This is a genomic window from Paenibacillus flagellatus (genome assembly GCF_003217775.1).
In the GTDB taxonomy this organism is placed as follows: Bacteria; Bacillota; Bacilli; order Paenibacillales; family NBRC-103111; genus Paenibacillus_AB; species Paenibacillus_AB flagellatus.
Window position 1 is genome coordinate 26,204 of the sequence record NZ_QJVJ01000003.1, and the last position, 26,240, is coordinate 52,443.

At 61.2% G+C, this 26,240-nt stretch carries 18 protein-coding genes; 17 read left to right on the top strand and 1 reads right to left on the bottom strand.

Going from position 1 to position 26,240, the window contains the following annotated elements; genetic code table 11:
* Positions 1-37 precede the first annotated feature (37 nt).
* The 15 genes from DLM86_RS06750 to DLM86_RS06820 all read left to right on the top strand — a co-directional run bounded on the left by DLM86_RS06750 (position 38) and on the right by DLM86_RS06820 (position 23,184).
* Positions 38-2,479 carry a glycosyl hydrolase family 28-related protein gene (locus DLM86_RS06750; protein ID WP_158289363.1) on the top strand — a complete coding sequence of 814 codons (2,442 nt, stop codon included), beginning with the start codon at positions 38-40 and terminating at the stop codon, positions 2,477-2,479.
* A 19-nt stretch (positions 2,480-2,498) separates the two neighbouring features.
* Positions 2,499-4,835: a glycosyl hydrolase family 28-related protein gene (locus tag DLM86_RS06755; RefSeq protein ID WP_110839232.1), complete on the top strand. Its 2,337-nt coding sequence runs from the start codon at positions 2,499-2,501 to the stop codon at positions 4,833-4,835.
* 60 nt (positions 4,836-4,895) lie between these two features.
* Entirely contained in the window at positions 4,896-6,260 is a 1,365-nt protein-coding gene (locus DLM86_RS06760; RefSeq protein ID WP_158289364.1) for an ABC transporter substrate-binding protein, read from the top strand.
* Between the two features lie 210 nt (positions 6,261-6,470).
* Positions 6,471-8,828 carry a glycosyl hydrolase family 28-related protein gene (locus DLM86_RS06765; RefSeq protein ID WP_110839234.1) on the top strand — a complete coding sequence of 786 codons (2,358 nt, stop codon included), beginning with the start codon at positions 6,471-6,473 and terminating at the stop codon, positions 8,826-8,828.
* Positions 8,829-8,848: 20 nt separating this feature from the next.
* Positions 8,849-9,970, top strand: coding sequence for an ABC transporter ATP-binding protein (locus DLM86_RS06770; RefSeq protein ID WP_110839235.1), 1,122 nt, complete (start codon positions 8,849-8,851; stop codon positions 9,968-9,970).
* Between the two features lie 26 nt (positions 9,971-9,996).
* On the top strand, positions 9,997-12,957 hold the full coding sequence (locus DLM86_RS06775; RefSeq protein WP_110839236.1) for an extracellular solute-binding protein: 2,961 nt from the start codon (positions 9,997-9,999) through the stop codon (positions 12,955-12,957).
* A 113-nt stretch (positions 12,958-13,070) separates the two neighbouring features.
* Positions 13,071-13,955 carry a carbohydrate ABC transporter permease gene (locus DLM86_RS06780; RefSeq protein ID WP_245954465.1) on the top strand — a complete coding sequence of 295 codons (885 nt, stop codon included), beginning with the start codon at positions 13,071-13,073 and terminating at the stop codon, positions 13,953-13,955.
* A 4-nt stretch (positions 13,956-13,959) separates the two neighbouring features.
* Positions 13,960-14,838: a carbohydrate ABC transporter permease gene (locus tag DLM86_RS06785; protein WP_110839238.1), complete on the top strand. Its 879-nt coding sequence runs from the start codon at positions 13,960-13,962 to the stop codon at positions 14,836-14,838.
* A 44-nt stretch (positions 14,839-14,882) separates the two neighbouring features.
* Positions 14,883-16,316: an NHL repeat-containing protein gene (locus DLM86_RS06790; protein ID WP_158289365.1), complete on the top strand. Its 1,434-nt coding sequence runs from the start codon at positions 14,883-14,885 to the stop codon at positions 16,314-16,316.
* Positions 16,291-17,055 (top strand): Yip1 family protein, encoded by a 765-nt coding sequence (locus DLM86_RS06795; RefSeq protein ID WP_110839240.1) that lies wholly within the window; start codon positions 16,291-16,293, stop codon positions 17,053-17,055. The genes DLM86_RS06790 and DLM86_RS06795 overlap by 26 nt, the downstream gene beginning before the upstream one ends.
* The gene (locus DLM86_RS06800; protein ID WP_110839241.1) at positions 17,048-19,273 is read left to right on the top strand and encodes a DUF5696 domain-containing protein; all 2,226 of its coding nucleotides are present in this window, start codon (positions 17,048-17,050) and stop codon (positions 19,271-19,273) included. Before DLM86_RS06795 ends, DLM86_RS06800 begins: the two co-directional genes overlap by 8 nt.
* Position 19,274: 1 nt before the next feature.
* Complete coding sequence (locus DLM86_RS06805; protein WP_110839242.1) at positions 19,275-20,177, top strand: carbohydrate ABC transporter permease; 903 nt, start codon at positions 19,275-19,277, stop codon at positions 20,175-20,177.
* A gap of 9 nt (positions 20,178-20,186) precedes the next feature.
* Entirely contained in the window at positions 20,187-21,110 is a 924-nt protein-coding gene (locus tag DLM86_RS06810) for a carbohydrate ABC transporter permease (protein WP_110839243.1), read from the top strand.
* A gap of 22 nt (positions 21,111-21,132) precedes the next feature.
* Positions 21,133-22,143, top strand: a complete 1,011-nt coding sequence (locus DLM86_RS06815) for a Gfo/Idh/MocA family protein (protein ID WP_110839244.1) — start codon at positions 21,133-21,135, stop codon at positions 22,141-22,143.
* Positions 22,144-22,173: 30 nt separating this feature from the next.
* Positions 22,174-23,184 (top strand): Gfo/Idh/MocA family protein, encoded by a 1,011-nt coding sequence (locus DLM86_RS06820; RefSeq protein ID WP_110839245.1) that lies wholly within the window; start codon positions 22,174-22,176, stop codon positions 23,182-23,184.
* Between the two features lie 109 nt (positions 23,185-23,293).
* On the opposite strand, the gene DLM86_RS06825 is transcribed toward DLM86_RS06820, so the two are convergent.
* The gene (locus DLM86_RS06825; protein WP_110839246.1) at positions 23,294-24,190 is read right to left on the bottom strand and encodes an AraC family transcriptional regulator; all 897 of its coding nucleotides are present in this window, start codon (positions 24,188-24,190) and stop codon (positions 23,294-23,296) included.
* 235 nt (positions 24,191-24,425) lie between these two features.
* On the opposite strand from DLM86_RS06825, the gene DLM86_RS06830 reads away from it, so the two are divergent.
* Both DLM86_RS06830 and DLM86_RS06835 read left to right on the top strand, forming a co-directional pair.
* Positions 24,426-25,238: a sugar phosphate isomerase/epimerase family protein gene (locus DLM86_RS06830; RefSeq protein WP_110839247.1), complete on the top strand. Its 813-nt coding sequence runs from the start codon at positions 24,426-24,428 to the stop codon at positions 25,236-25,238.
* A 27-nt stretch (positions 25,239-25,265) separates the two neighbouring features.
* Positions 25,266-26,216, top strand: coding sequence for a sugar phosphate isomerase family (locus DLM86_RS06835; protein WP_110839248.1), 951 nt, complete (start codon positions 25,266-25,268; stop codon positions 26,214-26,216).
* Positions 26,217-26,240: the final 24 nt, after the last annotated feature.

Genomic DNA, 26,240 nt, shown 5'->3' on the forward strand with positions numbered 1-26,240 from the left:
AGGCGCGTTCCAAACCAAACAGTCGGGAGGGATGAATATGAACGGAAAGGAACAGGAACACCGGACGGCGCCGATGGGGGAACGGGAACAAACGGAGATGACGGAATCAACGGAATCAACGGAATCGGGCGCAGCCTCGAACGGAGGCGACGATGCGGATGCGGTCCCAGCGGCGGAGACGGCCGAATCGGAGCAGCTCGCGGATCGGGCGAACCGGCCGGGCGACAAGACGATCAGCCGGAGAAAGCTGCTCGTCTCGATGGGGATGGCCGGCGCGGCGGCGATCGCATTCGGCACGATGCTGAACGCGAACGGCGGCGAGGGCGGGACCGTGCAGGAGGCCGTGTACGGGAAGAAAAAGCCGAAGCCGGGCGAGCCGCTCGATTTGACGGGAACCGGCTGCGTCGTACGCGCCACGATCGCGGAGCTGCGGGCGATGACCGCGCCGGATCCGGCCTTGGCGTATCTCGTAACCGACCCGGGGCAGGAAGGCCATTTCATCGTCGATCCGGAAGATACGACGTCCTCCGACAATACGGGTACGGTACTGGTCGCCGCATCCGGCGCCCGGCTCAAGCGTCTGCTTGAAGCGCCGTTCATGAATGTGAAATGGTTCGGGGCGAAAGGCGACGATACGACCGTCGATATGACCGCCATTCAGCTTGCGATCAACGCGGCGTCCGCCATGGGCGGAGGAACGGTGTTCGTCCCGAAAGGGACATATATCGTCGCTCCTTCGGGAAGCACGAGGATCCTCTTGCGCGACAACGTCCATGTGCTCGGCGAAGGGACAGGCTCGGTCATCAAAGTGAAGGACAACGCCGGCGATTACGGGATGATCTTCGGAGCCGCTTCATCGGCAACTCCGCTTCGGAACGTCCGCATCTCCAACCTGCGCGTCGACCAAAATCCGCAAAACAACTTGTCGTGCAACATCAACTTGTCCCGAACCGATTCGTATTACTGGCAATTCGTCATCGCCCTGTACAATTACGACCATATCGTCGTCGACAACGTGACGTTCGACCCGACCTGCGGCGTCAATACGATCACGATGAACAACGAATCGGCCCAAAACGCGACGATTACGAACTGCCGATTCAACTTCGTCAAGGCGAACGGCGACCCGGAATACGACAATTCCGCGATCTATCTCAACGGTCGCAATCATACGGTGTCCAACTGCCTGTTCTACGCGGCGCCGGGTCAAAAGGCGCGCGGAGCGATCGAGACGCACGGCGGACAGAGCGTCGTGACGAACAACGTGAGCGACGGCTACTATACCGGCGTCAACATCCAAGCGAACAGCAAGGACATCCACGGAGACATTACGGTCAATTCGAATACGTTCAGCAACGCGAACCAGGGCATCCAGCTTTGGCCGTATAAGCACTATGCGCTGCGCAACGTGACGGTCAGCGGCAACACGATTCATTTGGCCAATACGGTCCATCAGCGCTATACGACGACCGGCATTTCGAGCGCGGGCGGGACGACGGAAACCGGGGCGTTCGAAAACATTACGATTACCGGTAACACGATTACGTTCCAGGAGGAGCCGGCGTACCGTTCATCGATGAACGAAGCCGCGTACGGCATCGGGCTCGTCAAAGACATCGACATGACGAACGTGCTGATCGCCGGCAATCTCATCAAGAACGCGCCGGTTTCGGGCATCCGGCTCGGCAGCAACAGCAAAGTCGGCACGATCCGGAACGTGCAGATTACGGGCAACGTCGTCGTCAACGCCGGTTATTATCCGGCGCCGTCGGAGCTGTACCGGGCGGCCATCGTGCTTCGCTCGACGGTGAACGGCGCGAACGTGTCCGGCAACTTCATCTCGGATACGTTCGATCAGGCGAAGGGGCTGTTCTCGATCCGGGTCAACGACTTCGACGGCACGTTCACGAACGTCTCCGTTACGAACAACTTGATCGCGTCGAAGCAAGGGGGCTTATGGTTCAGCATCAGCCCGTCGGTGACGACGGACGCGCCGCTCGTGAAGACGGCGACGGCGTACCCGCCCGCTTCCGGGACGTTCAACCAAGGCGAAATCGTCATGATCGCGGGACCTTCGGTCGCTCCGGGCCAGACGCCCGCCGGTTACAAAGTGACGGCGACGGGCACCGCCGGGACTCTCTCCGGCGTGACGGGGACCGGAACGATCGGGACGCCGACGATAACGGTCAACGACTCGTCCCCGCTCAAGCCGGAGCAATGGATCCGCATCGCGGCCGGCAACCAGCTAAGGCGCATCGTGCGCATTTCCGGCAATCAGGTGCGGTTGAACGCCAACTTGACGACGGACGTTCCGACGCCGAGCGCGATTTCGTTCCAGGCGCCGACGTTCGAGCCGTTCGGCGCGATCGGCAGACTGCCCGGCATCGCCGACACGAACGGCGCGACGGTCGCGCAGCTGGAAGCGGAAATGAACCAGGTCAAGCAGGCGCTGCGGCAGTACGGCATTCTCCATACGTAAACGGCGAGGAGGGACGAACATGAACAAGATGCACGAACAAGGGACAAGTAGGACCGAGGGCGGTTCCGGCGGCGCCCGAGACGCCTCCGGGCGGCCGGAGGATCGGTTGATCAGCCGGAGGAAGCTGCTCGCTTCGATGGGAGCGGCCGGCGCGACGGCCGTCGTATTCGGCTCGATCCTGAACGCGAATGGCGGAGACGGAGGGCCGTCGGTATCGGAATCGGTGTACGGCTTGGGCGGGGCGAAAACGAAGCCGAAAGATTTGGTCGATCTCGGCTTCGTCGTCTCCTCGACGATCGCGGAGCTTCGGGCGATGACGGACCCGAACCCCGAGTACGTTTATCTCTTAACCGATCCGGGACAAGAAGGGCATTTCGTTTTCGATGCGGCGGACACGGCTTCGGCGGACAATACCGGGACGGTGCTCGTATCCGTATCCGGCGCCCGGTTTAAGCGACTTCTCGAGTCGCCCTATATGAACGTGAAATGGTTCGGGGCGAAGGGCGACGGCGTCACAGACGACATGGCCGCCATCCAGAGCACGATCAATGCAACGTTCGCACGCGGAGGGGGAACGGTGTTTCTTCCCAAGGGGACGTACCTCGTATCGCCGTCGGGCAGCACGAGAATCGTCCTGCGCGACAACGTCGACCTGCTCGGGGAAGGGACGGCGACGGTTGTCAAGGTGAAGGACGACGCCGGCGACTACGGCATGGTGTTCGGCGCCGCCACGTCGGCCGTGCCGCTCAAAAACGTCCGCATCTCGAACCTGCGCGTCGATCAAAACCCGCAAAACAATACGACGTGCAACATCAACTCGTCCCGCACCGACTCGTACTACTGGCAATTCGTCATCGGGCTCTACAACTACGAAAACATCGTCGTCGACAACGTCACGTTCGATCCGACGTGCGGCATCAACACGATCACGCTGAACAAAATAACGGCGAAAAACGCCGTCATTACGAACTGCCGGTTCAACTTCGTCATGGCGAAGGGCGACGGCACCTACGACAACTCGGCCATTTACTTGAACGGGCGAAGCCATACCGTATCGAACTGTCTGTTCTACGCCGCCCCGGGCCAAAAAGCGCGAGGGGCGATCGAAACGCACGGCGGCACGAGCGTCATTTCGAACAACATCAGCGACGGTTATTATACGGGCATCAACCTGCAGTCCAGCGAGGCGAGCGGCGAGCATAGCGACATGACGGTCACGAACAATACGATCAGCAACGCGAACCAAGGGATTCAGTTCGGCCCGCGGTTTCAGCACGGCATTAAAAACGTCGTCATCGCGAACAACACGATCCATCTGATCAATACGGTCCACCAGCGCTCGCTGACGACCGGCATCTCGACGGCGGGCAGCTCGGTCGACAAAGGCCCTTACGAGAACATTACGATTACCGGCAATACGATCGTGTTCGAGGAGGAATTCGTCCGCCGATCCACGCTGAACGAAGCCGCATACGGCATTTCGCTGTACAAGGACAGTGACTACACGAACGTGCTGATCGCGAACAACGTCATCAAGAACGCTCCCGTGACGGGCATCCGGGTCGGCAGCAGCAACAAGGTCGGCGTCTCGACCAATATCAAAATCACCGGCAACATGATCGTCAACGCCGGCCATTACCCGGCTTCGTCCGAGCTGTACCGGGCCGCGATATTGCTTCGCTCGACGGTAAAGGGGGCGGACGTCTCCGGCAACTTCATTACGGACACGTACGATCAGGCGAAGGGGCTGTTCTCGATCCGGGTCAACGACTTCGACGGCACGTTTACGAACGTGTCCGTGACGAACAATTTGATCCAGTCGAAGCAGGGCGGCCTGTGGCTCAGCATCAGCCCGTCGGTCGCGACGGACGCCCCGTCCGTGAAGACCTCCGCGTCGTTCCCGCCCGCCTCCGGCACGTTCCAACAGGGCGAAATCGTCCTCGTGACGGGGACGGCCGTTACGCCGGGCCAGACGCCAGCCGGCTACAAGGTGACGGCGACCGGCACGGCCGGAACGCTCGCCGGCGTGACGGCGTCCGGTACGACCGGCACACCGTACTTGACGGTAAGCGACGCGTCGCAGCTGAAGCCGGAGCAGTGGATCCGCATCTCCGCGGGCAACCAGCTGCGACGGATCGTGCGCGTCTCGGGCAGCGAAGTGCGGCTGAACGCCAACTTGACGGCCGACGTCCCGCCTTCGAGCGCGATCGCGTTCGCGGCGCCGCAATTCGAGCCGTTCGGGCCGGTCGGCAAGCTGGCGGGCATCGCCGACACGACCGGTTCGACGCTGGCGCAGCTCGAAACGGAGGTGAATTTGCTCAAGCAGGCGATGCGGCAGTACGGCATGTTGTCTTGAATGTCCAAACGGGGGTTGCACGAACATCCATCATCCGAAAAAAAGGAGCATGAAACGAACATGATCAACTGGAAGCGCGTTAAACGGTCGACGATCGGGCTTGTGCCCGTCCTGGCTCTCTCTCTCGCCTTGTCGGGGTGCGGAGGAAGCGGAGAAGCGGGCGAAACGCCGCCCGCCGGCACCGGCGAAAAGACGCAGGAGACGAAGCCGAAAGCGGAAGATCCGGCGTCGGTCAAAGGCGAGGTCGTCTGGCAATACCCGAACACGACTTGGCCCGAGCCCGAAATCAAAAACATGATCGCCGATTTCAACAAAACGTACCCGAACGTGACCGTCAAGCCGGTGCTCGGACCGCTCGAGCCGATGATCGCGGCGGGCAACCCGCCGAATGTGGCGACGAACAACCGGCTCGAGGCGAACTGGATCATGGACGGGATGTTCGAAGAGCTGACGCCGTATATCAAGCGCGATCCGGACTACAAGCCGGAGACGCTGTTCCACCAGGTGCTGTACGAAATTCCGCAGTTCGAGAAAGGCCAGTACGGCATCCCGATGTATTCGAACCCGACCTACGCGCTCGTCGTCAACAACAAGATCATGAACCAGTACGGGGAAAAGTCGATTCCGAACTTGCAGGGGCTGAAAGATACCGACGAATTTTACAAAAAGTTTTGGATCATGAAGAACGGCGAATACGAGATGACCGGCGAAAATCCGCTGTTCTACTACGGCAATTTGTCGGGCCTGTTCTTCGTCTCGTATTTGAACGGCGCCGACCCGTCCACGTTCTGGAATCCGGAAACGAAGAAAGTCAACTTCAACGATCCGAAAATCGTCGACGCGCTCGATTGGCTGGCCAAATTCAATCTCGATACGATCAACCAGCCGGCTTACACGAAGCTGAAAGGCCAGCTGCCGAAAAACACGCATCCGTTCCTCGCCGAGAAACAGGCGATGATGATCATCACCTCGAACAACCTGAAAGATTTCCGCAAGGCGAAGCCGGACCTCGATCTGACCGTCCTGCCCGCCCCGCAGGCGAGCTTGTGGAACGGCGGCTCCAACCTGGCGATCGTGAAGGCCGGCAAAGACAAAGACGCGGCCTGGGCGTTCATCAAGTGGATGACGTCGACCGAGCAAGGCTCGGAGTCGCTCTATACGCGTCTCGGCCTGCTGTCGCCGATGAAGTCGAGCAAATATCTCGAGGAAAAAGCGAAAACGGACGCCGACCTGAAAGTGTTTCTCGACATCAACGGAAAAGCGAAAAAATGGATCCCGCAATTCCCGGTCGCATACGACACCGAATACAAGAAGCTGTTCCCGGATTTCCTCGCGGGCAAAGTGACGGCGAAGGAAATGATGGACCACGTCAACAAGGAAGTGCAGAAGCGGATCGACGAGTTTTACGCGAGCAAGAAAAAATAACGGGCGAGAGGCAAACGGTTCCGCGCGGTCGGAACCGTTTGTTCTCCGTTTTTCGACGCGAGCGGAGTGCAAAAAAAGCGGAATATTGTACAAACGCGGATGCAAAAAGTGCGGATAATCGGCTAAATCTTTTGTCCCGGCCCCCATGTATCATAACGGTAAGAAGGGGAATGTAAACGTTATCACTCGTAAGTCGAAGGAGGCATTCGGATGAAGAACGCCGACGAGGATTGGAACACGATCGACCCGGATCGCGTTGCGGAACAAAAAATAAGCCGGCGCAAGCTGCTCGCATCGATCGGTGCCGCGGGTGCCGCGGCGGTCGCTTACGGCGCGACGCTCGGACTTGCGCAGGCCGAGCCCGGAGGAGGCGTAACCGATTCGGTTTACGGAGCGGCCGCCGACAAGGACAAGGACAAGCCGAAGCCGCCGAAGCCCGACAAGCATAAAGGGGCGCTCGTGAAGACGACGATCGCCGCGTTGAGGGCGGAGACGGAGCCCGACGCCGACGCGCTGTATTACGTAACCGACCCGGGGCAGGAAGGGCATTTTTATTTCGACCCCGCCGATTCGGCGTCGGCCGACGATACCGGGTTCACGCTCGTCTCCGCGGGAGGCGCGCGGTTCAAACGCATCGTCGGAAGCGAAAGGTACAGCGTGACATGGTTCGGGGCGAAGGGCGACGGCGCGACCGACGACATGGACGTCATCCGGGCGGCCATCCTCGCCGTGTTCAACCGGGGCGGGGGCACGCTCTATTTTCCGCCGGGCACCTACATCGTCTCGCCGTCGCTGCAAAAACGGCACATCCCGCTCAAGAGCAATGTCCATCTGCTCGGCGACGGACCGAGCTCGGTCATCAAGGTGAAGGACGACGCGGGCGACTACTGGACGATATTCGGCGATTTCCAGGAATGGCCGCTCGTCCGCAACGTGACGATCCGCGGCCTGAAGTTCGACCAAAATCCGCAAAACAACACGTCGTGCTACATCGATCTGAACCGGACCGATACGTACTACTGGGCGCAATTTTGCATCAGCCTGTTCAATTACGACAATGTCGCCGTAGAGGATTGCGTATTCGATCCGGCCTGCGGCATGAATACGGTCATCATGAACAATCCGAATTCGAAAAACGCCCGCGTCGCCAGCTGTTCGTTCCGTTTCGTCGCCGCCCGGGGTGCGAAAGGATACGACAACTCGGCCGTCTACCTGAACGGGCGAAATCATACGGTGACGAACTGCCGGTTTTACGCGGCGCCGGATCAGACCGCCTTCGGCGCGATCGAAACGCATACGGGCCAAAGCGTGGTGTCGGGCAACGTATCGGACGGCTACATCACCGGGGTCCACATCCAGGCGAGCGAGACGAGCGCCGAGCATGCCGACATCACGGTCGCGAACAATACGTTCTCGAACGCGGCGCACGCGATCCAGCTGTGGACGTACAAGGAGCATTCGATCAAAAACGTGACGATAACGGGCAATACGATCAGCATCGCCAACGCCGACAAAAAGCGGACGATGATGGTCGGCATCGGCGCTTATCCGGGGTTTTTGCCGCCGACGTATACGGGCACGTTCGAGAACGTGACGATTACGGGCAACACGATCCAATTCCAGGAGGAGTTCGTACGGCGCGACCTGCTGGAAGGGTTTTGCTACGGCATCGGCTTCGTCCGCGAGACGGACGTCCGCAACGTCGTGATCGCCAACAATATCATCAAAAACGCTCCCGTACCGGCGATCCATATCGGCAATACGAAAAAGGTCGGCACGATGGCCCACTTGCACATCACCGACAACGTCATCGTCAACGCCGCGCACTACCCGTTTGCGAACGAAGCGTACAAGGCGGCGATTTTGCTCCGCTCCAACGTCGTCGGAGCGCGCATCGCCGGCAACATGATCGTCGATACGTACGATACGGCGCGCGGCTTGTACTCGATCCGGCTTAACGCGGCGGACGGCACGTTCCGGGACGTGACGGTGACCGGCAACCATATTTCGTCGAAGCAGGGCGGCTTATGGCTCGATCTGAACGCCGCCGTCAAGACGGACGTCGCCGAGGCGCGCTTGACCTTTACCGACAAAGCGCTGGAAGACCCGCTGCTGGAGGCGGGAACGACGGTCCAGGCGGGGACGATCGTGCTCGTCGCCAAGCCCGGTGCGGACGCGAGCCCGTCCCCGGTCGGCTACAAGGTGCAGACCGGGGGGACGTTCGGTACGCTGAGCGGCGTGACGGCGACGGGCCGGCGCGCGGCGTACGCGGTAACCGTCAACGACGCGTCGGCGCTCAAGGTCGGCCAATGGATTACGCTGCAGGCCGGCGCCCAGACGCGCCGCATCGTCCGGATCGCGGGCAACGAGCTGCGGGTGAACGCGCCGCTGTCGGAAGACGTAACCGTCCCGACGCCGGTGGCGTATGCGCCTCCGACGTATCGGCCGTTCGGCTGGGCGGGGAGGCTGCCGGCGATGCCGGACACGAGCGGCTCGACCGTGGAGCAGCTGGAAAGCGAGCTGAACCGGCTGAAGCAGGCGCTGCGCAATATCGGCATGATGGCGTAACGAAAAGGAGCGGGAACGACATGGCAGGAGTATCGCTGCGGCATTTGCATAAAAGCTACGGCAAAAACGGGCCGCTCGTCGTCAAGGACGTCAACCTGGACATCGAGGACGGCGAATTCATGGTGTTCGTCGGTCCGTCCGGCTGCGGCAAATCGACGACGCTGCGCATGGTGGCGGGGCTCGAGCGGGTGAGTCAAGGCGAAATCTACATCGGCGACGAGCTCGTCAACAACGTGCCGCCGAAAAAACGCGACATCGCGATGGTGTTCCAAAACTACGCGCTTTACCCGAACATGAGCGTGTTCGAAAATATGGCGTTCGGCCTTCGGCTGCGCAAGACGGAGAAGCATCTGATCGATACGTCGGTGAAGCAAAACGCCCGGACGCTCGAGATCGAGCATCTGCTCGAGCGGAAGCCGCGCCAGCTGTCGGGGGGCCAGCGGCAGCGCGTCGCGCTCGGCCGGGCGATCGTCCGCCACCCGAAAGTGTTTCTCATGGACGAGCCGTTGTCCAACTTGGACGCCCGGCTGCGCGTGCAGATGCGCACCGAAATCGTCGAGCTGCACCGGCGGCTCGAGACGACGATGATCTACGTCACGCACGACCAGACGGAAGCGATGACGATGGGCACCCGCATCTGCATCATGAAGGACGGGGTCATCCAGCAGGTAGGCGCGCCGGAAGACGTCTACATGAGGCCGGCCAACATGTTCGTGGCCAACTTCATCGGGTCGCCGCCGATCAACTTCATCGAAGGCCGGCTGCTGCCGGGGAAGGACGGTGGGCTCGTCTTCGATACCGCTCGCTTCCGGCTGCCGATCTCGCCGGAGAAGAGCAAGACGCTGCTGGCGCAAGGCTACCTCGAGAAGACGGTCGTCCTCGGCATTCGCGCCGAGTACGTGCACCGGGAGGAAGACGTCCCCGGACTCGCGCCGCCGACCGACGCGCCGATTCGCGGCGACGTTCACTTCAGCGAGCTCGTCGGCGCGGACCGGTTCATCCACGTCAAGGTAGGGGACGACAAGCTCGTCATGCGGGCGGCCGCGTACGACCGGATGCCGGACGGGACGAAGGTGACGCTGGCGCTCAATCCGAAGTTCATGCTCTTTTTCAATCGCGATACGCAGCAGGTGATCGCATAAACCGTCAAAGGTGGAGAGGATTTCCGATGGGAACGAATACTGCAGCCGTTACGAAACTGGCGCTGGCCGTCTTGCTGCTGCTGGCGCCGGCCGCCGCCCCGTTCGCGAACGGGACCGCACGCGGCGAAGAGCGAGGGCGGCTCGCGCTGCCGGCCGTCGAGAAGCTGGCCGGGACGTATGCGTCGCTCTATTCGCAAACGCTTCTTGCGTGGACGGAGCAGGGATGGAAGCCGGCGTCCGCCGATGCGGGACGGCTTGCGGGAGGGCGGTACAAGAACGCGTCCGCGAACGTATTCGTCCGGTCCGACGCCCTGCAGGGGAAGCCGGGCGCCGCCCAACTGAAGCAGCCGAAGGATTGGATCGAATATGAATTCGACGTGCCGCAGGACGGCTTGTACGAAATCGAGCTGACCGCGCTGCCGACCGAAGGCTCGTTCAGCCCCGTTCAAATCGGGGTGAAAATCGACGGCGACTACCCGTTCTTCGAAGCGAAAAACATCCAGCTGCCGCGCAAATGGCAGGATTCGGCGTATCCGCCGGCCGTCAACGAGCATGGCGACCAAATTCGCCCGTCGCAGCGGGAAATCGCCGAATGGAGCGTGGCGACGCTGACGGATGCGAAACATTCGAATCCGGACCCGCTCCGCTGGAAGCTGTCCAAGGGCAAGCATACGATTCGTCTCGAATCGGTCATGGAGCCGTTTGCTTTGGCGGAAATCGCCGTCAAGGCGCCCCGTCCGGCTCCTTCGTACGATGAGGTCGCCGCCGGCTGGAAGTCGCTGCCGAACGGCGCCGAGCCCGGCTGGACGACCGTCGTCGAGGCGGAGAACATGAGCGCGAAATCGGATCCGTCCGTGCAGGTGCAGGCGAGCAACGACAATCTCGCCGCGCCGGAGTCGAACGGCAAGCAAATCTACAATACGATGGGCGGCTTCCGGTGGAGCCGGGGCGGCCAATCGGCGGAATGGACGTTCGACGTGCCGAACGACGGATTTTACTATATCCATTTCAAATATTTGCAAAACTTCACGAAAGACGTCATCAGCTTCCGGGAAATTCGTCTCGACGGCGAAGTGCCGTTCCGCGAGCTGCAATCGTACCCGTTCCCGTATTCGCGGAAATGGAGCGTCGAGCCGCTGAAGGACGGGGACGGCAAGCCGTTCGCCTTGTATTTGAAAAAAGGGACGCACCGGCTCGGACTGACGGCCGATCCGTCTCCGACGACGCCGGTGCGCGAGTCGCTGCAGTCGATCGTCGACGGCTACCAGGACATCAACCGTCAGGTCGCCATGGTGACCGGCGTCAAAAACCGCAGCATGGTCGACCAAAACCGCGATTGGAACTTGACGGAGACGATGCCGGGCGCAGCCGGCCAGCTGAACGGACTGGCCGACCGGCTGCAGGGGCAGGTCGACAAGCTGCAGGCGCTGTACGGCAATTCGCTCCAGGGCGCGGAAGGACTGCGCTCGGTCATTTACGACCTGCGATCCATGGCGGCGGAGCCGGATTTGCTGTCGAAGCGGCCGCCCGAGCTGCATGCGCAAAACATCGAGAAAATGACGATGTTCATCGACAGTCTCGGCAGGCAGCCGCTCACGCTCGACCGGATTTACGTCTCCGCATCGCCGGAACGCCCGGCCTCGCCTCCGGGGACGATGGCCGTCGTCGCCGACATGATCGGCAACTTCTTCCGTACGTTTTCGCCGAATTATCATTACTACGGGCGGCGCGATCCGGACGGAATCGACGTCTGGGTGAACCGGGGACGCGATTACGTCGCTCTCATGCAGCAGCTGGCGGACGAATCGTTCACGGCGAAGACGGGCGTGAAGGTGAACGTCAACCTGATGCCGAACCCGGGCCAGCTCATCTTGAGCAATTCCGCCGGACGGGAGCCCGACTTGGCGCTCGGCATCGCCGAAGGAACGCCGGTCGACTTCGCGATGCGCAACTCGCTCGTCAAGCTGAGCGGCTTCCCGGACTATGCGGACGTCGCGAAGCGGTTCCAGCCCGGGACGCTCATCCCGTTCACCTACGACGGGGACGTCTACGCCTTGCCGGAGACGGTGGCGCTCAGCGTGCTCTTTTACCGGACCGACATCTTGCAAAGCATCGGCCTGAAGCCGCCCGATACGTGGGACGACTTGTACAAGATGCTGCCGACGCTGCAGCAGAAAGGGTACGAGTTTTATTTCTCCAAGCTGAATTACGGTCCGATCTTCATGCAGAACGGCGCGTCGTTCTACACGGAGGACGGTTTGCAATCCGGCTTGAACTCGCGGGAGGCGTTCAACGCGTTCAAGCAGTGGACGGAGCTGTTCACCGTCTACGGCTTCCCGACGGAAGTGCCGAGCTTCTACATGCACTTCCGCAGCGGCGACATGCCGATCGGCATCGCCGACTACAACGCCTACATGCAGCTGCTCGTGGCGGCGCCGGAGCTGGCCGGCTCCTGGGAAATTTCGCCGATTCCGGGCATGCGGCAAAAGGACGGCACCGTTGCCCGATGGTCCGGCGGCAACTTGACGTCGGGGATGATCTTCCGCTCGTCCGAGCGGCAGGACGACGCGTGGGCGTTTTTGAAATGGTGGACGTCGTCCGAGACGCAAGCCCGGTTCGGCACCGAGATCGAGCTGCTGAACGGCGTCGAATTCCGCTGGAACACGGCGAACGTCGAAGCGTTCCGCAAGCTGCCGTGGCCGGAGAAGGACGGCAAGGCGATATTGGATCAATGGAAATGGTACAAAGAAATGCCGAATGTGCCGGGCGGCTACTTCACGCCGAGGGAGCTGTCGTTCGCCTGGACCCGGACGGTGCTGCAAAACCAAAATTACCGGGAAATGCTCGAGAAGGCGGTGTTCCAAATCGACAGCGAGCTGAAACGCAAGCAGCGGGAATTCGGCTTCGTCGACGAGAACGGCGTCACCGTGCGGAAGCTGCGCGTGCCCGACTTGAAGCGGCCGTGGGAAGGGGAGGATGACCGATGACGAACCCGACGACCCGGACCGGAGCGGCGGCCGCGGCTCCGTCCGGCCGCACGGCGAGACGCGGAAGGACGGCCGCACCGCTGTCGGTGCGGATACGGGCGGCTGCCGCCGACATGAAGAAGACGTGGGTGTCGTACTTGTTCGTGTCGCCTTTCTTCCTGCTGTTCCTGCTGTTCATCGCGCTGCCTACGGCCGCGGCGATTATGCTGTCGTTCACGAGCTTCAACGCGATCGAGCCGCCGACGTTTATCGGCCTGCTCAACTATCAAGCGCTGTTCACCCAGGATCTCGTCTTTTGGCAGTACGCGCTGCCGAACACGTTCCTGTTCGCGGTCGTCGTCGGACCGATCGGCTACGTGCTGTCGTTCGCGCTCGCCTGGCTGATCGCCCAGCTGCCGCATCGGATCCGGGGGGTATACACGCTCGCCATGTACGCGCCGTCGATGACGGCCGGCATCGCGATGTCGGTCGTCTGGCTGATCGTGTTCAGCGGCGACCGGCTCGGCTACTTGAACAACTTCCTGCTCAACATCGGCTATATCAACGAGCCGAAGCTGTGGACGACGTCCCCGCAGTACATCATGAAAATCATGATCGTCGTCTCGCTGTGGGCGAGTATGGGAGTCGGCTTCCTCGCGATGCTGGCCGGCATCCAGAACGTCGACCGGCAGCTGTACGAGGCGGGGCGCATCGACGGCATCCGCACGCGGCTGCAGGAGATCTGGTACATCACGATCCCGGCGATGAAGCCGCAGATGCTGTTCGGCGCCGTCATGGCCGTCGTCGGCACGCTGAAGGCGGGAGCGATCAGCGTCGAGCTGACCGGCTCCAATCCGTCGCCGAACTATGCGGGGCACCTGATGATCAACCATATCGACGACTTCGGCTTCATCCGGTTCGAGATGGGGTACGCGTCGGCCGTATCGGTCGTCCTGCTCGTCATCATTTACTTGTCCAGCAAGCTGTGCTGGAAGCTGTTCGGCTCGAAGGGGGAATGACGCGATGGCGATCCGAATGTTTCGAAGACGAAGACGGCTGAACCGGATCACGCCGTTTCAGTGGGTGCTGACGGCGATGCTGACGCTGCTGGCGGCGTTCATGCTGCTGCCGATGGTGTACTTGTTCAGCCATGCGCTGAAGCCGTACCACGAGCTGTTCCTGTACCCGCCGACGTTTTTGGCGCGCCAGCCGACGCTCGACAACTTCTACGACCTGCTCGTCGTGACGAAGACGGCGGTCGTGCCGGTCAGCCGGTACTTGTTCAACGGCGTCATCGTCGCGTTCGCCACGATCGCGCTCGGCACGCTCATCAGCGCCTTGTGCGCGTACGCGCTGTCCAAGCACGAATTCCGCGGGAAGAAATGGATGTTCTCCGTCATCATCGTCTCGCTCATGTTCGCGCCGGAGACGGTGCAAATTCCGCGGTATTTCGTCATCAGCAAGCTGGGCATCATCAACACGTATTGGGCGCACATATTGCCCGTCATCGCGCTGCCGGTCATCGTGTTCCTGTTCAAGCAGTTCATCGACCTGCTGCCGGACGAATTGCTCGAGGCGGCGCGAATGGAAGGCGCGAACGAGTTCACCGTGTTCGCCCGCATCATCGTGCCGCTGTGCATGCCGGCCGTGGCGACGGCGTCCATCCTGATCTTCCAGTCGACGTGGGGCAACCTGGAGACGTCGACGCTGTACATCGAGGACGAGACGATGAAGACGCTGCCGTTCTACGTCAGCTCGCTGACGAGCGGGCTCGCGAACAACGTGGCGCGCCAAGGGGTGGCGGCCGCGGCCGGCCTGCTTATGTTCGTGCCGAGCTTCGTTCTGTTCCTCGTCCTTCAGCGGAAAGTCATTTCGACGATGGCGCATTCGGGGTTGAAATGACCGACGCGAATCATCCACCACGGAAAGGAGAGGAACGGGGAACGATGAAACGGTTCGCGCTACGCGCCCTGCTCGCGCTGCTGGCATTCGCGGCGGCCGGCCTGACGGGAAGTCCGGCCGCGCACGCCGGCGTGCCGTACGGCACGTTCATCTACGATTTGAGCGGCAAGGAAATTCCGGTCCAGCCGGCATACGTGCCGGTATCGTTCATCCACGGCGGCTTGAAAAACCCGGAGGACCTGTTCGTCGACGCGAACGACCGGCTGTACGTCGCCGATACGGGGAACAACCGGATCGTCCAGCTCGACGCGAACGGAAATACGGTACGCGTCATCCAGCCCGACGGGGAAGGGAAGCTGAACGAGCCGAACGGCGTGTTCGTTCGGCCCGACGGGACGATCTACGTCGCCGATACGAAAAACGAGCGAATTGCCGTCTTCGACGCCGAGGGCCGGTTTCGAAAGGCGATCCGGCGTCCGCAGTCGCCGATCATCCCGCCCAATTTCGTCTACCAGCCGACGAAGCTCGCCGTAGACGAGCGGGGCTACCTGTACGTGGCGACGCGCAACGGCTACCAAGGGCTGCTGCTGCTTGACCCGGACGGCGCGTTCGAAGGCTTTTTCGGGGCGAACAAAGTCGATTTCAGCGTGACGGACGCGCTGAAGCGGGTGTTTTATACGAAGGAGCAAATGCAGAAGGAGCTGCTTAAGCTGCCGGGCACCGTATCGAACGTGACGATCGGTCCGAACGGGCTATTGTACACGACCTCGATGCAGGTGACGAAAGGCCAAATCAAGAAGCTGAACTTCGACGGCAAAGATTTGCTCGGCGAAAAAAATTACGGCGTGACGAAGCTGCTCGCCGGACAGCAAAAGCAGTTCACCGACATCGCGGTCGATGCGCTCGGCAATATGACCGCCGTCGACGCGCAGTTCGGCATGTTGTTCCAATACAGCGCGATCGGCGACTTGATGTTCGCGTTCGGGTTCAAGGACGAAGGGTACCAGAAGCTCGGTCTGTTCAAATATCCGTCGGCGCTCGCCGTCGATTCGGCCGGAAGCCTGTACGTGCTCGACCGGACGTCGAACCTGATCCAGACGTTCAAGCGGACCGAGTTCGGCACGCTCGTCCAGCAGGCGACCGATCTCCATTTGCAGGGCCATTACGACGAAAGTGCGGGGCCGTGGCGCGAAGTGCTGCACCGCAACAGCAAATATTTCCGTGCGCATCTCGGGCTTGCGAAGGCGTACTACAAGGAAGGCGATTACGGCTCCGCCATGAGGGAATTCCGCGAAGCGGGGGATACGAAAGGGTATTCCGACGCGTTTTGGCAGGTGCGCCTCATTTGGATGCAGAAGCATTTCACTCGGTTGGCGCTGGCCGGAGCCGCCGCTCTGCTCGTGCTCGCGGCCGCATGGAAATGGAAGAACAAGATTGCCGGGAGGAAGGACGATGAAAGCATTGAACCTGCAGCCTGATCCGCAACAACCGGAGTCCCGCTCGGACCGTTCTTCCCATCGTCCGGCGGGCGGCATTCCCGGCTCCGGCATCGCCTCGTCGTTTCGGACGATGCCGTTCTGGGCGCAGCTCGGGAAGGACGTCCGGTTTCAGCTGGCCCAATCGTTCCGCGTGCTGAAGCATCCGTTCGAAGTGTTCTGGGAAATCCGCTACCGGCCGGAAGGCTCCATGATCGCCGCTTTTCTGCTGCTGATGGCGGCTTACGCGGTGCTGCTGCTGTCGAAGCTGGTCACTTCTTACTTGTTCAACCCGTCCGGCGTGGAGGGCGTGAGCCCGCTGACGCTGCTCGGACAGTACGGGCTGCCGTGGCTGACTTGGGTATTCGCCAATTATTTGATCGGCTCGATCATGAAAGGCCAAGGCCGCTGGACCGAAGTGTTCGTCGGCAGCGCCTACGCGCTCATGCCGTTCATCCTGATCACGCTTCCGCTCTCCGTCCTGTCCAACGCGCTGACGCTGAACGAGAAGGTCGTGTACGACTTTTTCAATTGGGTGACAGTCGGGTGGACGCTGATCCTGTTCTTCGTGATGGCGAAAGAAATTCACAACTACGACATCGGGGAAGCGGCGACCAACGTCGTCTTGTCGGTCCTGTTCATGTTCGCCGTCTGGATTTTGCTGTTCATCGTCGCGGGCTTGACGTTCCAGCTGTACGACTTCGTCCTGCAAATCGCGAGGGAGGTGTCGTATCGTGGTTAGACGCATTTGGGCCGGACTGCTCGCGATCGCCGCCATCGCCGGCGTCGTCTACGTCGTCGGCTTCGGCGGATCGTTCGGCGGCAAGACGGCCACCCGGTCGGCGGATCCGGCGGCCGCGACGATCCAACCGGGCTCGATCGCCCGAATCGACTACAATCCGGACAGCTACCGGACGTTCGCCGACGACGGAAAGCTGGAGCTGCTCGTGAACGACGCCGGCCATATCCGGGTGCGCGACAAGCAAGGCGGCGGCTTCGTCTGGCAGAGCGATCCGGATACGTCGCTCGAGCCGGATTTGAAGGGGCTGTGGAAAAGCAACGCCGACTCCCCGTTCATGCTCGACTACGTGGACGCTTCCAAGCAAAGCACGGGCGTCCTGATCGCGACGGCGAACTTGTCCGACGCGAAGACGAAGACGACGGTTCGCCCGGCGGACGGCGGGGCGGCGATCGCCTACGACCTGCAGACGCTCGGCATCCGGTTCGAGACGGTCGTCCGTCTGCGCGCCGGTTATGTCGAAGTGTCCGTGCCGGCCGGATCGATCGTGGAGAGCGCGGGCAAGCAGGTCGTCTCGATCTGGCCGTTCCCGTTTTTCGGAGCGGTCCAGAAGCAGGCGGTGAAGGAGGAGGGCTACATGCTCGTGCCGCTGCAAGGCGGCGCGGTCGTGCCGATGAAGGAGGAGCACCAGCTGCTTTCGCGCGTGTCGGCGAAGCTGTACGGCGGCGACCGGGCCATTCCCGGCCAGCCGGGCACGTTTTCGATTTTCCCGGCTTTCGGCATGAAGCGCGACGCGCATTCGTTCCTCGCCGTCATCGAGGAGGGCGAATATACCGCTACGGTGCACGCGACGCCGGCGGGCTTGTACACGTCGTACCACTGGATCGCGCCGCAATTCGTCTATCGGAACGAATATTTCCGCCAGACGAGCAAGCTGGGGGCCGGCTACAAGACGGTCGAGAAGGCGCGCTCCGACGAGGACCGGCGCCTCCGATACTACTTTCAATCCGGCGACAAGGCCGATTATGCGGGGATGGCCGCCGATTACCGCGGCTACTTGACGGAGACGCAGGGCATGGCCAAGCTGCGCAGCGCGTCGGCGGCCGAGCCGCTTCCGCTGTACTTGACGCTGTACGGCGGCGCCCAGGAAAAAGGGCTGTTCTCGCCGAGCTTCGTCCCGGCGACGACGTTCGAGCAGGGCGCGGCGATCTTGCAAGGACTGCACGATGCCGGCGTCGGGCCGATCCGCGTTCTGTACAACGGCTGGGCGAAAGGGGGCGACCGCAACGTGATGCCCGACGTGCCGCCGGCGGAGAAGGAGCTCGGCGGCGACAAAGGACTGTCCGCGTTCGTCGACGCGGCGCAGGCGCAGGGCGACCGCGTCTACTTGCAGGCCGATTACACCCGGTCGCGGCTGAACGCCCGGTTCGTCCCGTCGCGCGACGCGTTGAAGGATATCAACAACAAGGCGCAGTTCGGCAAGACGATGGGCGAGAACGAATACGTCAATCCCGCCTCGGTCGCGCTGCGGCTGTTCGAGGAGAACGTCGGCAAGTACGAATCGCTCGGCGTCGACGGCCTCTACTTCGAAGGGTTCGGCAGCGTTTATTCCGATTACCGGGCGGAGCACCCGGCTTCGCGCGCCGAGGCGGCGGCCGACTACCGCAAGCTGCTGAAGCTCGCCAAAGAGCGGCTCGGCTCGGCCGGTGCAGCGGAAGGAAACGGCTACATCGTCGGCAGCCTCGATTTCGTCCAGCGAATGCCGATCGGCGACAGCTACGACCTCGTCGCGACCAAGGCGGTGCCGTTTCTGCCGATCGCCCTTCACGGGCTGATCGATTATTCGGGAGAGTGGGGCAACCTGCGCGAAGCCGGGACGATCGAGTTTCTTCGCTCGATCGAGGTCGGCGCCGTTCCGCAATATTTGCTCACGTACGACGATCCGGCGAACCTTCGCCATACGGCGGGCAGCTTTATATACAGCAGCCGGTACGAGGAATGGAAGGAAACCGTCGCCTCCGAGTACAAACGGTGGAACGAAGCGCTCGGCCCGCTGCGGAGCGCGTTCATTGCCGATCATCGGGAGCTGGCGCCCGGCGTAGCCGAAACCCGCTACGAGAACGGCGTCGCGATCGTCGTCAATTACAACGACACGGCTTACGCCTACGGGGGCCGTACGGTCAAGCCGCTCGATTTTGCCGTATTCGGAGGTGGGGGATAAGATGAAGCCGACAATCGGATGGCGCAAAAGGCGTTCCCGCCTTTCGATCGAAGCGCAGCAGGCGATATCCGGATACGTGTTCCTCGTGCCTTGGCTCGTCGGGCTCGGCTTGTTCGTCCTGTTCCCGCTCGGCTTCTCCCTGTATATGAGCTTCCAGAAAGTCCGGTTTACGGGCGAAGGGATGAAGTTCGAGTTCAAAGGGTGGGAAAATTACTCGTACGCGTTTTTGTCCGACAATACGTTCGTCGCCGCGCTGATCAACATTTTGAAAAATACGCTGCTCGTCATTCCGATCATCGTCCTGTTCTCGCTGTTCGTGGCCATTCTGCTCAACATGAAGTTCCGCGGGCGGATGGGGTTCCGCGCCGTCTTCTTCCTTCCGGTCATCTTCAGCACGGGGCAGGTGCTGTCGGAAATTTTCAACCAGAAGGCGGGCAGCCTCGACATGCTGAACAAGTACGACATCGCCGGCTTCGTCTCGGCGAACGTGCCGACGTTTTGGGCGGAGCCGATATTGACCGTGCTCAACCTGTTCGTCGTCATCCTCTGGTACTCCGGGGTGCAAATTTTGATCTACTTGGCCGGCTTGCAGACGATCGGCACGAGCGTGTACGAAGCTTCGCTCATCGACGGGGCGACGCCGTGGGAAATGTTTTGGAAAATTACGCTGCCCGCGCTGACGCCGTTCATCCTGCTGAACGTCGTGTACACGATCGTCGACATGTTTACCGTGCCGCTGCTCAACCCGGTGCTGAACATGATCGTCTCCAACATGACCGTCGCCAATCTCGGTTACGGCTATGCGAGCGCCCAAGGGTGGATCTACTTCTCGGTCGTTTTCGTCCTGATCTTGATCGTGCTCGGCCTGTCGCGCAAATTCGTCCACTACGCGGGGGAAAGGTAGGAAATCGACATGGTGTGGAGATTATGGCTCGAACGGACGCGCACGCTGCTGTTCGGCGACCGCGAGCGGAAAGGGATCGTCGTGCTGGCGCTGTTGTACCTCGTGCTGGCCGACATCGCGCTCATGTATTTGACGCCGTTTCTGTATATGCTGTCGACGATGTTCAAGACGACGGCCGACCTGCTCGATCCGACCGTGAAATGGGTGCCGACGTCGTTCGAGTGGGCGAACCTGAAGCTGGCGTGGCAAGGGCTGAAATTTCCGGAGGCGCTGCGAAATTCGCTTCTCTTGTCCGTCAGCGCGGCGGTGGCGCAGGTCGTCTTCTGCTCGATCGCCGGCTACGCCTTCGCCCGGCTGAAGTTTCCGGGGAAAAACGTGCTGTTCGCGCTGCTCATCTTCAGCTTCCTGATCCCGCCGCAGACGCTCATCATCCCGCTGTACGTGCTGTTCAAGCATTTGGGGCTGCTCGGCACCCATTGGGGGATCCTATTGCCGGCAATGCTCGGCCATGGCGTCCGGGGCGCGCTGTTCGTCATCATTTTCCGGCAATTTTTCATGACGCTGCCGAAGGAGCTCGAGGACGCGGCGCTCATCGACGGAGCCGGTCCGTTCCGCGTCTACTGGCGCGTCATGATCCCGCTCGCGAAGCCGGCGATTCTCGTCGTGTTCCTGTTCTCGTTCGTCTGGCATTGGAACGAGACGTTCGTGACCGGACTCATGCTCGGAGGCAAAGATTTGCCGCTGTCGCTCAGCCTGTTCAACTTGAACAAGGTGCTGTCCGGGCTGTACCCCGACGCGGAGGCCGGCTTCGATCTGAACGAAACGATCCGCATGGCGGCCAGCTTCCTTATCATCATGCCGCCGCTTCTCGTCTACATGATCGCCCAACGGTGGTTCGTGGAAGGCGTGGAGCGAACGGGGCTGGTCGAATAGAAGAAAGGAAAGGTGTTCCCCTATGTCCATCCGATTCGGCATTTACGGCTGCCAGCACGGCCATATCGCCACATTCGTCACCGAAATGATCGAGGCGGGCGCGACGTGCGCCGGCATCTACGACCCGGAGCGCAACGCGCTCGCGGAGCGCCTCGCCTCCCAGCACGGCATCCCGCTGCTGGACGGCGTCGAGCCGCTCCGGGACGAAACGGTGACGATCATCGGCTCGTCGGCGGTCAACAGCGACAAGCTTGACGTCATCGAATGGTGCGAGCGGCACGGCAAGCACGTCATGCTCGACAAGCCGATTGCGACCGGCCGCGACGGGCTCGCCCGGCTCGAGGAGGTCGTCGCGCGCGGGCGCATCTCGATCGGCATGCTGCTGACGGAGCGGTTTCGTCCGTCGGTGGCGGCGCTCAAGCGCGCGATCGAAGACGGCAAGCTCGGGCGGATCGCCGCCATTTCGATGCGCAAGCCGCATCGGCTGTCGCCCGCGTCCCGCCACGACTGGCATTTCTCGAAGGAGCGGAACGGGGGGATCGTCATCGACTTGTTCGTGCACGACTTCGATTTGCTCCGGTGGCTGACGGGCCAGGAAATCGGCTACGTGCAGACGTTGATGGCGAAGCACATCCTGCCCGAGCATCCGACGTTCTACGATACGGCGTGCGCCCAGGTGCTGCTCGAAGGAGGGACGATGGCGCAGCTGTATGCGGACTGGCATACGCCCGACAAAAGCTGGACGTGGGGCGACTGCCGCATCTTCGTCACCGGCACGGAAGGCTGCGCGGAGCTGAGGCTTAGCGGCGACCCGTCCTGCGACAAGAACGGGGAGCTGTATTTCCAAGTGACGAACGGCGAGCCGTTCGTCCGGGTTGAGCCGGAGCCGTTGTCCGCTACGATCACGCGCGACTTTCTCGATCGGATCGAAGGGAAGCCGTGCATTCTTACGCATCGGGATATCGTCGAGACGAGCCGGGCGGCCGTGCTTGCGGACGAACACGCGAGAGTTATTAACACTACAAAATATTAATGATATTAACAAAGGAGCAGAGAACCCCCAATGAGCCATCCCCAACGCAAGGTGCGTTTTGCCGTCGTCGGCTGCGGCGGCATCTCGTTCAGCCACTTTATCGGCATCGAGCGGGCGCCGGAAGCCGAGCTCGTCGCGGTCTGCGACGCGAACGCGAAACGAGCGGAGGAATACGGAACGAAATACGGCGTCAAAACGTACACGGATTACGACGAATTGCTCGCCGACCCGGACGTCGAGGTCGTCTGCCTGTGCACGCCGAGCGGCATGCATGCGGAACAGACGATTCGCGCTGCGGAGGCGGGCAAGCATATCGTCTGCGAGAAGCCGATGGCGATTCAGCTGTCGGACGCGGAGCGGATGGTCGAGGCGTGCGAGGAAATCGGCGTCAAGCTGGCGGCGATATTCCCCCGGCGCATGTCGCCATCTTCGCAATTCGTGAAGAAGCTGGTCGACGACGGCAAGCTCGGAAAGCTGAGCCTATGCTCGGGCTACGTCAAGTTTTACCGCGACCAGGCGTATTACGACAGCGCCGGCTGGCGGGGCACGTGGGCGATGGACGGCGGCGGGGCGATGATGAACCAGGGCATTCATACGATCGACCTGCTGCAATGGCTGGCCGGGCCGGTCGCTTCGCTGCACGGCTATGCGCGCAACGTGCTGCGAACCATCGAGGTGGAGGATACCGCCGTCGTCTCGATGCAGTTCAAGAACGGCGCACTCGGCTCGATCGAAGCGACGACGACGGCGTACAAGCAGCCGGACCATCGCATCGTGCTGCACGGTGACAAAGGGACGATCGTCCTTACCGGAGACGAAATCACGACGCTCGACCTGATCGGCGAGCAGCCGGACATTCCGGCGTTCCCGCCGTTCCAGGTCGTACCGGACGGTCACGCCGTCCAAATCCGCGACATGGCGCTCGCGGTGCTCGAGGACCGGCAGCCGATCGTCACCGGCCGCGACGGCAAGCACTCGCTCGAAATTATACTCGGGACGTACGAATCGCACCGCAGCCATCGCGAAATTTTGTTCGGATGACGCTTCGATCGATCCGATAAGCGGAAACACTCCTCATTGCGCAACACGGCGCGATGAGGAGTGTTTCTTTTCGTTTTTTTTTGTGCAAACGTCGGCGACCGCTCGAACGTTATTTCATAATCCGCGTGTAGCCGCCGGACAGCGTCTTCGCATACTCCGACGGCGTCATGCCCGTCGATTTTTTGAAGTGGCGGGAGAAGTAGTGGACGCTGCTGTAGCCGAGCAGCTCGGATATTTCGGTCAAATTGTAGACGTCTTCGCGAATATGCGTTTTGGCGCGGTCGATTTTCAGCTGGTTCATATATTCCATGACGCCGCAGCCGACCCGCTTCTTGAACATGATGCTGATCTGGGTGCGCCCGATGGCGAAATGGTCGCACAGCTGGTCGAGCGTCAAATTGTCGCCGAGATGGTCGCTCATGTACGAGATGATTTTGTCGGTCATGCCCGATTCCGGCTTCTCGCGGGGGACCGGCGTCGCCTCGACGTCCGAATTGCCGTGGCCGGCCCGGATCAAGTATATGAGCAGCGTCTCCAGATGCACCTTGAACAGCTGCTCGCTGCCGAACGGGGCGCCCTCCCGCGGGTACAGGATGCGGCCGCTTCCTTTCGGACTCGGGCCGAACGAGTTCCAGCCTTCCTCCATAAGATGGGCGAGCACGGTGCGCTCCTTGCCGTTCAGGTGGAACAGCTTGTTCCGCAAAAAGTACGACATCGGCTCGGACTCGCATTCGAACGTGACGACGAAGACGTTCGGAGATACTTTTCCGTTGCTTTTCGGGCTATGAAATTCGTCCGGCTCGTGAAAGAGCAGGTCGCCCTGCTTCAGGCAAAAGTGGCCGGAATCCGTATCGATCTCGATTTCGCCCTTGTCCACGTAATAAATTTCCCAGAAGTCGTGCTTCTCGCCGGCATACTTGTAGTTTTTGGACAGCTCGAAATAATAGCACGAGATCAGCTTGCGAATGTGAATGTCTTCGCGAATTTCGTAACGTGGGAACCGCATCGTCGAGTATCGCCCCTTTTCGTTGAAAACGTTCTCTTTCGTCTAACATTCCACATGAAATCAGAAAATCCTGTCTTTGTCGGAAAATGGATCGTCCGGCGCGAAAGAAAATGCAAATATTTCGGAAGATTGTACAACCGGATGTGCAAAAAAGCCGTTTCATCGTCTAAAGATCGGGTTCCCGCTTCACGTTATGATTACGTTGAATCCAAGTCAGAAACGGAGGGCGCTAGCGATGGAAATCGGCGTCGTCAACATTTTGAAAAACGGCGGCAACTGCTTCGAGCATGTGAGCCAATTCGGCTTGAACGTCTGCCAGCTGATCGGCTGGAATCCGGAGCTGTGCACGACGGAAATCGCCGACACCGTCATCCGCGAATCCCGCGACCATAACGTGCGCATATGCGCCATGTGGGGATGGGTGGCCGGTCCCGGCCAATGGAACTTCACGGAAGGGCCCGTTACGCTCGGTCTCGTGCCGGAAGCGTACCGCAAGGAGCGCGTCGCCACGTTGAAGCGGTGGGCCGACTTCGCCGAGCGGATCGGCGCGCCCGCGCTCGTCACGCATTGCGGCTTCATCCCGGAAAACATGACGGACCCGAACTACGAAGGCGTCGTCGAAGCGATCCGCGAGGTGGCCGCCTATTGCGAAGGAAAAGGGCTCGGCTTCTGGTTCGAGACCGGCCAGGAGACGCCGGTCGTGCTGCTGCGCACGATCGAGCGGGTCGGCACGTCCAATCTCGGCATCAACCTCGATCCGGCGAACTTGATCCTGTACGGCAAGGGCAACCCGATCGACGCGCTCGACGTCGTCGGCTCGTACGTGCGCTGCGTGCACGTGAAGGACGGGCTTTATCCGACGAACGGAGACTTGCTCGGCAAAGAGGTGCTCGTCGGCACCGGCAAGGTGAACTTCCCCGCGTTTCTTGCCAAGCTTCGTTCGATCGGCTACGACGGCGATCTGATCATCGAACGGGAAATTTCCGGCGAGGAGCAGGCGAGAGATATCCGCGAGACGATCGACAATTTGACGACTTGGCTGGCTTGAACGGGCCGGCCGGAAGGAGGAATGGGAATGAACTTGTTCACGACGATCCGAGGCTCGATGATGGAGTCGTTTTTCCCGTCGGGCTGGGACTTGGAGAAGATCGACCGGTGTGCGGGCACGCCCCCTGCCGAAGCGCTGAAGCCGGAGCCGCATTGGCATCCGGGCTTCCGCCCGGTCCCGTGCGCGAGCCTGGAGCAGTTCGACGCGTACATGGGTCACGAAATCGCGATGCTGATCCGCGAAACGCGGGATCGGGGGGAGAAGCTCGCGATCATTTTGCCGGTCGGGCCGATGGGGATGTACAAGTGGACCGTCTACTTCCTGCAGGCGTGGAACGTGAGCGCTTCCCACGTATACGGCTTCAACATGGACGAATGGAGCGACGCCGAAGGCAACACGCTGCCGCCGTCCAACCCCGGCGCGTTCCAATACGCCATGGAGAACAGCTTCTACGCGCCGCTCGGCGAATTGACCGTTCCGGCCGCGCAGCGTCATTTCGCGACGAAGGAAAACTTGCCGGCTTACGCGGACAAAATCGCCAAGCTGCGCGGCGAAGGGGCGAAGCTGGCCGTCGTGTACGGCATCGGACGCGTGTTCCATATCGCGTTCTGGGAGCCGCATTTCGCCGGAGAATACGCTTCGGAAGCCGAGTGGAGGGCGGATACGCACCGGATCGCCGCCAAGCTGCACCCGCTTACGATCGAGCAGAACGCGATCACGAGCTTCAAAAGCCGGACGACGCTCGTGCCGTGCTACGCCAACACGATCGGGCCGGGACTGTTCCTGCAGGCGGACTACGCGATCGGCGGCGCCGACGGGGCGCTCGGTCGAGGCATGATGTGGCAGGGCATGTCGCTGCTTACGACGTTGAAGTACGGTCCGGACCCATGGGTGCCGTCCAGCTATATGCCGACGATTCCCGGGAAGCTGTTTTTCCTGCGGGAGCTGGCCGGCCCGCTCGAGCCCGAATTGAACTGACGACGCGAAGAAAGGGGCGGTACA

Coding starts and splice junctions, on each gene's coding strand:
- DLM86_RS06810 (WP_110839243.1), top strand. CDS start 20,187: ATGGTGTGGAGATTATGGCTCGAACGGACGCGCACGCTGCTGTTCGGC.
- DLM86_RS06755 (WP_110839232.1), top strand. CDS start 2,499: ATGAACAAGATGCACGAACAAGGGACAAGTAGGACCGAGGGCGGTTCC.
- DLM86_RS06775 (WP_110839236.1), top strand. CDS start 9,997: ATGGGAACGAATACTGCAGCCGTTACGAAACTGGCGCTGGCCGTCTTG.
- DLM86_RS06780 (WP_245954465.1), top strand. CDS start 13,071: ATGAAGAAGACGTGGGTGTCGTACTTGTTCGTGTCGCCTTTCTTCCTG.
- DLM86_RS06815 (WP_110839244.1), top strand. CDS start 21,133: ATGTCCATCCGATTCGGCATTTACGGCTGCCAGCACGGCCATATCGCC.
- DLM86_RS06750 (WP_158289363.1), top strand. CDS start 38: ATGAACGGAAAGGAACAGGAACACCGGACGGCGCCGATGGGGGAACGG.
- DLM86_RS06785 (WP_110839238.1), top strand. CDS start 13,960: ATGGCGATCCGAATGTTTCGAAGACGAAGACGGCTGAACCGGATCACG.
- DLM86_RS06825 (WP_110839246.1), bottom strand. CDS start 24,190: ATGCGGTTCCCACGTTACGAAATTCGCGAAGACATTCACATTCGCAAG.
- DLM86_RS06770 (WP_110839235.1), top strand. CDS start 8,849: ATGGCAGGAGTATCGCTGCGGCATTTGCATAAAAGCTACGGCAAAAAC.
- DLM86_RS06805 (WP_110839242.1), top strand. CDS start 19,275: ATGAAGCCGACAATCGGATGGCGCAAAAGGCGTTCCCGCCTTTCGATC.
- DLM86_RS06795 (WP_110839240.1), top strand. CDS start 16,291: ATGAAAGCATTGAACCTGCAGCCTGATCCGCAACAACCGGAGTCCCGC.
- DLM86_RS06835 (WP_110839248.1), top strand. CDS start 25,266: ATGAACTTGTTCACGACGATCCGAGGCTCGATGATGGAGTCGTTTTTC.
- DLM86_RS06830 (WP_110839247.1), top strand. CDS start 24,426: ATGGAAATCGGCGTCGTCAACATTTTGAAAAACGGCGGCAACTGCTTC.
- DLM86_RS06790 (WP_158289365.1), top strand. CDS start 14,883: ATGAAACGGTTCGCGCTACGCGCCCTGCTCGCGCTGCTGGCATTCGCG.
- DLM86_RS06760 (WP_158289364.1), top strand. CDS start 4,896: ATGATCAACTGGAAGCGCGTTAAACGGTCGACGATCGGGCTTGTGCCC.
- DLM86_RS06820 (WP_110839245.1), top strand. CDS start 22,174: ATGAGCCATCCCCAACGCAAGGTGCGTTTTGCCGTCGTCGGCTGCGGC.
- DLM86_RS06765 (WP_110839234.1), top strand. CDS start 6,471: ATGAAGAACGCCGACGAGGATTGGAACACGATCGACCCGGATCGCGTT.